Below are 6,802 nucleotides of genomic sequence, written 5' to 3'. Positions count from 1 at the left end.
TTTAAGGTCATTATTAAGGTTCCTTACCTACTACCAGCGACTGTCGTTTTCACAAGGAATGCCGTTATTGTCGCCATCCATTTTGGTGTTGGGACAATGGTTAATGAAATACACAGCTTCTGCTCTTGAGTTCATTTGGCTGCAATGTGTGCGGCCATCACAACGAAAGGCGGTTTGCTTTGGCGTCGAGGTAAGGGGTATTTGTGTGACGAGGTGCTTGGTGGCAAAAGTGGTGAGCACGGGTGGGTAGCTCGGTTGCCACACCGTCGTCAACGTGGAGTAAAAGGCAAGCAATAAACCAACTGATACAAGGGTGCGATTCAGTATCGATAATGGTTTTCCTTTAACTCGAAAGCGTGGATCGGTCGCCATGAAAATTAACCCTAGGGTGGTGCAAGCCCCGAAGATGATGGCAAACCATGTGGTGAATAAGGTAAACATATCCGCCAAGACGGGGTTATGTGCTTGCTCGCCTAGCGTGCTGGTGTATATCACGCCTTGCCAGTGTGTTTGCACCATCGTTGCGGCGGGCTGCAATAACGCGCGTCCACTATATAGTGCGTAATAATACGCCCCCAGTAAGGTGTCTTTACCAAGGAGTAGCCAACACAACAGTGCTGTCATCACCATAATGCCAAGTATCGTCCAATGGATAATAGATCGATTGGCGCGGTAAATGGATTTTACCCCCCCTTGAGTGGGGGGAGTGTCATGTTTTAAGGTCACGTCTAGGGTTCCTTTTTCGGTTTATTGGCTTCGAGGGCTTTGAGCTCAGCTATAGGTTTCTTTTCAATAGCGCGATACTTTAGGTCAGTAAAAGATAAGAGTATGTTGTAAACGTTGTACTCCAGTCGGATATGGGTGGTGTCATTTTGAAATTCGGTTTTATCGAGGCGTAATGGCTCCGATACGAAAGGGGCCATTTTTATGCGTGGGTATTGGCGGCTAAGTTGTTCTTCTAGCGCCTTATACTTTTCTAAGGAGCTTGGGAAGGTAAAATTGATGCGGCCTAAGGTTTGGGTATTATCAAAATAGAGGGTGGCATGCTTAAGCAACGGCTCATTAAACTGCTCACCACTCACACGATAATAATTCCAGCTATCAGGCAATCCCGATGCGGTATTTTTGTCTTGGAGGGTGTAGCTTTGCTCAACCTCTTGTCTCGTGGATTTGCCCAAGGTGAGGCCAAACAGGGTGGTTTCAGCCTGCGCCAAGGGGTTTAATAAGCACAGCAACAGTGCAAATGTTTTAATGATGTTCATGAAGTTATCTCTTTGTGATTGAAAGTCATGGCTATTATCACATTTTTGGTCCTGTATTAAAGGGACTTGACTGACGCACTGTTTCTGCCAACTTTTCATCATCACTTCGACTGTCTGGCTTTATTAGGGCGTGCGCCGCTTTTACGTCTGCGCGGGCTTGTTCTATATCAATGCTCGGGACGCTAGATGCGTTATGAGTCTGTTCTTCGTGCAACACATCTTGTCTAATTTCCGCGTTACCTTGCGCCGCATGGCCTTGGATGCGCTCAAATTCGCCCGTTTGATAGAGGCTGTCATTGAACGGCGCTGGGGCATACTGTGGTGATTGCTGTTTATTGAAATCAATATCGGTGGCGTAACGCTCCTGAGCTTGCATAATGTCATCTCGGTTTTGCGGTAATTCATTGTTCTTGTATTGCTCTGCAATCGCTTTGACTTTCGGGCTGTTCGTAAATTCGGCCGCGAGTTGGTTTCGCTCTTGCTGCATTTCTGGTGTTTGCCCCCTGATCACCTCCATGAAATCACCTTGCTTATCTCTTGCGTCTTGTACGAACTCCACAAAGTCTTGATTTAAATCGTGACTGATACTGGTAGATCCACTTTTCACGCGATTAGCCGCATCGGTGTAGCTTTGGGCTTCAGTGAGCTGGGATTGGGAGTTTTTGGCGTGAGTAGTCGCTTCGTTAAGTCCTTGTAGGAAGGTTTGTGTTTCACCTTCATTTTTACTGTTGGTTGTACTGGCTTGTTCGCCGCTGTTATAGGATTTGACGGTGTTAACGTTAGCGCTGAACTGGTCAAGGTAGCTTTGCTGTAGACTGTCACGTTCGCTTTCACTGGTACGGGCTGTGCTGACATCATCGGTTGAGCCTTTAGTGCCAGTATTGGCGGATACGTGCGCACTAGAACCAAGAAATCCACTCCCAGGTGTGCCGAGTTTCACCCCTGCTTCTGCTCCGACATACATTGATAATAAGGTACTTGTGGCTTGGTCTTCTGTCAGGTTGAAGTCCTTAGCAAAAGACTTAACCGTACTACGCATATCTGCGAAGCCTTTGTTATGGGTGCCGCTATCGCCCGTGGCGCTATTGCTGCCATAACTGTTCGAGGTATTGACCCCGCTCATTTGACTTAGTGCGGCATTCTTGACGGTGGCGAGGCTTTCGCTTGCTAGCTCACTCTCAATTTTGCTCGCACTGATCGCGTTTGATCCAGATTGCGATAAGGAGTTTGAGACCACATCGTTACTGCTGATATTCACTGGCAAGCTACGGCTTAAGGCATTTTGGCCATTAATGACTTGTCTGCCATCATCAAAGGTGGTGGTTTCATAGCCGGTTGCATCTTGCTTGGTGTTGCCATGAATACGTTCAACGCCAGTGGTGTCGATTTTATTGCCGTTGGTGTTGTTGTAGCTGTAGTTATCCACCTGAGCGTTACCCAAATTGATATCACCACTTGCCGCACTCGCAGAGGTGCGCGCGTTAACGCTGCTCATCATGCCCGCGAACTGATGCGACATACTGCTCATTACCGACGCGCCGCCTTTCATGATTAACGGCACAATCACAGTTGGCACGCTCATCATTAAAAAGCCGGTCATGGCCGCATAGCGGGAATGCATTTCTTGTAAGGGATCAACGTTGCTTAAGGTGATCCCGCCGTAAATGTTAGTGATTTCGGTGGCGTTAAGGGATAAGCGTGTGGTCATGATGAAGTTAATGAGAGCAAACATCACCGGCCATGTGCCAAGGTAGATAAAGCCTTTGAAATAGTTGCCGAACACTTGAAACGTGAGCGAGGGGATCATGGCAATCGCCACCACTAAAAAGGCGACAGAGCTAAACAGCAAAAACAAAATTGATTGCAGCATGGGCAAAAATTCGCGCGCCTGCAGGGCCATTCCCGCCCACATCGATGTGGTTTGCATTTTGTTTTGTGTATAGGCGTAGTTGAATGCGGCGGCGGTGTTGTTGCTCACCGCTGCATCATCCGCGAGGCCATTTCGCAGGGCGTTAATCGTCATGTTTTGCAGCGTGATTTGCGACGCGCTTTGACTGATATTGGCGTATTTTTGATAACCACTGCTGATGCTGGTATTCAAAAAGCTTTGTTGGCTTGTAGCCTTTTCACCATAAATCCAACTGCCCAGTAACTTGATGCTTTTTGCGCTGTCTGCTTGGAATAGCTGCTTGAGGCGCGGAAGGGCTTCTTTGCAGGTAGGATAGTCATTAGGACCCATTTGAATCGCCCGTAGCGGCGAAGGGTTGTGAGTCGCTAGAAAGTCCCAAATATCCGGCGCACTGGCTAAATCTCGCCATGTGTATTTATTATTGAGTAGCATATCTCCGCGAATACAACTGCTGATGTAGTGCTGCCAATAGCCTTTAAGTTGGGTGTTTTCTATCTCGCTTTGTCTGGATAACTTGTACAGCTCAGAGCCAAACATCATGCCCGTTTTACTGTATTGTTGATCATCCGGTACGTGAAAAATATCTTCCACCGTTTGGGTGGTGGCATACATATAATGCGATGCCCATGAGGCCGGAAACGCCACTATCGCGGGCACATTGTCCACGCGATAGTTACCCGTCGGATTGGTTAAATCGGTAATTTGCACTGTGGCGGTGGTGTTCATGGCAAGCAATGGCACGGCAAAGTAAACCGCGCACCATTTCATAATCGCGTTATGGTCACGCTTGATGAAAAAGTGCAGCGCGGTGGCCACAACGGCAAACAGTGCACAGATGCTTATCATGCTGGCAAATGAATCGGACTTGAACAGCACGGCAATGGCATTCATCACTTGCTTGGCCACGTCACCGTTGCTGTACGTGAAAATCTCAACCGCCATGGTTATCGCTCCCCAAAATTCAAGTTGGCCTTAGCTTTAGCGCTCATGGCGCCCGTTATTTGCTGTTTGATTTGCTGGTTTTGCATAATGAGCTGGTGCTGTGATATCGCCTCATTTTGAGCTTTAGCGGTGAGTCCTTCTAAAAAGCGGTTAGCGTTGATAATGTCTTTCTCGATGCGGTCAATGTCTTTGGGATCATTGTTGGTTGCCGTGATAGAAGATTTCACAATCGACAGCATGTTTTGCAGATAGAGGGTAATAAACTGCACGCTGATGATTTTGGCGTAAGTATTGGTTTGTGGCGTGAGTCCTGCTTCTAGTTCAGTGCGTAAAAAAGTCATGATGGGCAGCGTCGTGTATTCGAGCAGCGACTTGTCGTTATCTGTTAGTGGCTGGTCGTTTTGCATCTTACTGGCGATGCCTCTGAGCAAGGTATCTACACGGTATTGCAGGCCGTGGTTACTTTGGATGGTGATCGTTTGTTGTGTCGGTGCAAGACATTGATCAATCGCTTTATTGGTGCACTGATAGGTTTCGGCTTTGCCGCCCTCTAACAGACTATTAATCAGGTTATTGTTGTCGGTCAGCAGTGAGCCATAGCCGCGCGCATTGCCGGTCGCGTCATAAATATACGTGCCTGAAATCGACATGAGAAATTCTGCCAAGGTCGGATCGCTGGCAAGGAAGGTGTTTTTTAAAATGGCGGCCCACACAATATTGGTATTTTTGCGCACCATGTCTTTTAGTGCGGGATCTTTCTTGGCGTTATCGAGCTGATTGTTAGCTTGACCGCCCGCGCCGCATTCTTGCTGGCCAGATACCCAATCCGCAAAGGCGTTATTTTGCGTGCCCATAGTGGCACAAATGTATTTTTGACTGCCAACACCTGCAAACCCCGCCAGCGCCGAGACACCCGCTTGGGCACTCTCGCAAGAATTGATCGACTGATTGAGGTACTTATCAGCAATGGCCGTTAGCGTGTCCTTAATCTGTTTGATTTGTGGCGCCCACGTCTGCAGGGCTAAATCGACGGCAAACGGCGCTGCGTTAGCAATGATGGCCTTGCCTTGTTGAACAAGGGCGTCTGAGTTAATGTGACTGAATCCCCCCATAAACATATCAATACCGCCACAGCCTGCGGCAATGCTGGGCATTTGCACACTCACGAGCTGCGCGTCGCGAATGGGGCTACGCACAAAGAGATTGCCGCCGCTGTAGTAGTTGGCGCTTTGGCCTTTGAATGAGCCCGGATTGGTCACGTTAGTGCCATAGCCTAGGCCATTGAAAAAATCGTTTAGTGAACCTGAAACCCCCGCGCTATAGGCGTGTGTTGTCAGCAAACATGAAATAGTGACGCCCAGTAGTGTGCGCGTCAGTGCTAAGCGTTTCATGATTTACCTCCTGTATTGCCGTTTATGCTGCCGCTTATGTTGCCGTTATGACGCGGGTGTAGTGCGCGTAGCGCACGCAAGCAAACGGCACTTAACAATGCATGCACGGGGACGAGTACGAACTTATAGATGGCTAAGGCCAGTAAAATATTGATGATTAGCATCGTGTCCATGAAGGTTGCTCCTAACGCATGCTTGCAATGACTTGTGGGTCATTGAGGGATTGAAGATAGCTTTGTTGGAGCTGCGAGGGCGTCACATCACCGACGGTTAAACGGACAAACTTACGGGTATTGACGTTGATCAAGAATGTGGCCGGTACTGTCACGCTGCGCGGGTTCTCAAAGAAGGTGGCGGCAATGTCTGGCGTGGAAGGAATGGGTACTTCAAAACCCGCTATGCCTTGGTTGTCGAGCGAAAAGGCATAGGTATAGGTGCCAGTTTGCGCCGCAAGCTGTTTCAGTTTCGGGGCGAACTGGTGGCAGTAAGGGCAATCAGAGCGAAAGAAAAACACTAACGCGTAATCATTCGGATTGGCGGCAACAGCTGCCCCCATAGGAGTCGCCTTCGCGCTTAAAGAGAATAAAAGAGTCATTAACATAACTGTGATGATGCGTTTCATGGGTATTTTCCGTTTAAAAGTCAGGGGCGAAATCGGTGGCCACGTTCAGGAAGCGGCCAAGTAAATCGTCTTGAGAGATAAAGCCATAAGCGAGCGGTTTCATTTCCCCCGTGCCAGGATTAACTAACACGAGTGCGGGACTAAACGGGACGTTTATGTGCTGGTCGTTTTGGCGGTTCTGTACGATGGCTGGCAGTGCTACACCATCCAGCGTGACGCCAAGTAGCTCAATGCCATGTTGCGTTGCGAACTGCTGCACGCTGGGCGCCAGCGCAATATCAATTTCTTCTTGGCCTTTGTAGACAAAGAACAGGCCCCATCCTGCATCTGCAAGGCTGCGTACTGCGCGCATCTTCTTGTTGCGCTCTAATGATAAATAGGTGCTTCTTGCCGCTTGCTCTGTTGGCCTGTCTTTGGTGTAAGACAGCTCAGGGTTATCCAGCAGGACCTTTTTGAAGGTCATGCCAAACTCTGACGATTTATTGCTGACGTACTGATTAAGCAGCATGGCCCTTTCCACTTTCGTGCTGTCTTGGCTGTTTATCGCGGCGTCATTGAGCGTGTCTTGGTAGTAGCTGTGAAACCAATCCATCTGCTCGGTGGGCGTCAGGGTTTGGGTGCGCGTGAGTGTGACGCTTGGCGTTTCGGCCTTTTTAGGCGCTTGCTTCTTGGGGGC

The 6,802-nt window shown here is 48.8% G+C and carries 6 protein-coding genes; all 6 read right to left on the bottom strand.

Translation table 11 applies throughout. From position 1 onward, the window contains the following. Nucleotides 1–30: 30 nt before the first annotated feature. Entirely contained in the window at nucleotides 31–726 is a 696-nt protein-coding gene (locus tag NE536_RS22140; protein WP_261274034.1) for an excalibur calcium-binding domain-containing protein, read from the bottom strand. A gap of 2 nt (nucleotides 727–728) precedes the next feature. Continuing rightward, the gene (locus NE536_RS22135; RefSeq protein WP_259524123.1) at nucleotides 729–1,262 is read right to left on the bottom strand and encodes a hypothetical protein; all 534 of its coding nucleotides are present in this window, start codon (nucleotides 1,260–1,262) and stop codon (nucleotides 729–731) included. A 37-nt stretch (nucleotides 1,263–1,299) separates the two neighbouring features. Beyond that, nucleotides 1,300–4,113, bottom strand: a complete 2,814-nt coding sequence (traG, locus tag NE536_RS22130) for a conjugal transfer mating-pair stabilization protein TraG (RefSeq protein WP_261274033.1) — start codon at nucleotides 4,111–4,113, stop codon at nucleotides 1,300–1,302. A 2-nt stretch (nucleotides 4,114–4,115) separates the two neighbouring features. Then, on the bottom strand, nucleotides 4,116–5,504 hold the full coding sequence (locus NE536_RS22125) for a conjugal transfer protein TraH (RefSeq protein WP_261274032.1): 1,389 nt from the start codon (nucleotides 5,502–5,504) through the stop codon (nucleotides 4,116–4,118). A 184-nt stretch (nucleotides 5,505–5,688) separates the two neighbouring features. Beyond that, nucleotides 5,689–6,126: a type-F conjugative transfer system pilin assembly thiol-disulfide isomerase TrbB gene (gene trbB, locus NE536_RS22120; protein ID WP_261274031.1), complete on the bottom strand. Its 438-nt coding sequence runs from the start codon at nucleotides 6,124–6,126 to the stop codon at nucleotides 5,689–5,691. Nucleotides 6,127–6,139: 13 nt separating this feature from the next. Next, the coding region (traF, locus tag NE536_RS22115; protein WP_261274030.1) for a type-F conjugative transfer system pilin assembly protein TraF at nucleotides 6,140–6,802 on the bottom strand (663 nt) is incomplete at its 5' end.

The sequence above is a fragment of the Shewanella septentrionalis genome, from assembly GCF_025370265.1.
GTDB classification, from domain to species: domain Bacteria; phylum Pseudomonadota; class Gammaproteobacteria; order Enterobacterales; family Shewanellaceae; genus Shewanella; species Shewanella hafniensis.
The sequence above is the reverse complement of the archived record's forward strand: the minus strand, read 5'-3'. Positions and strand labels throughout refer to the sequence as shown.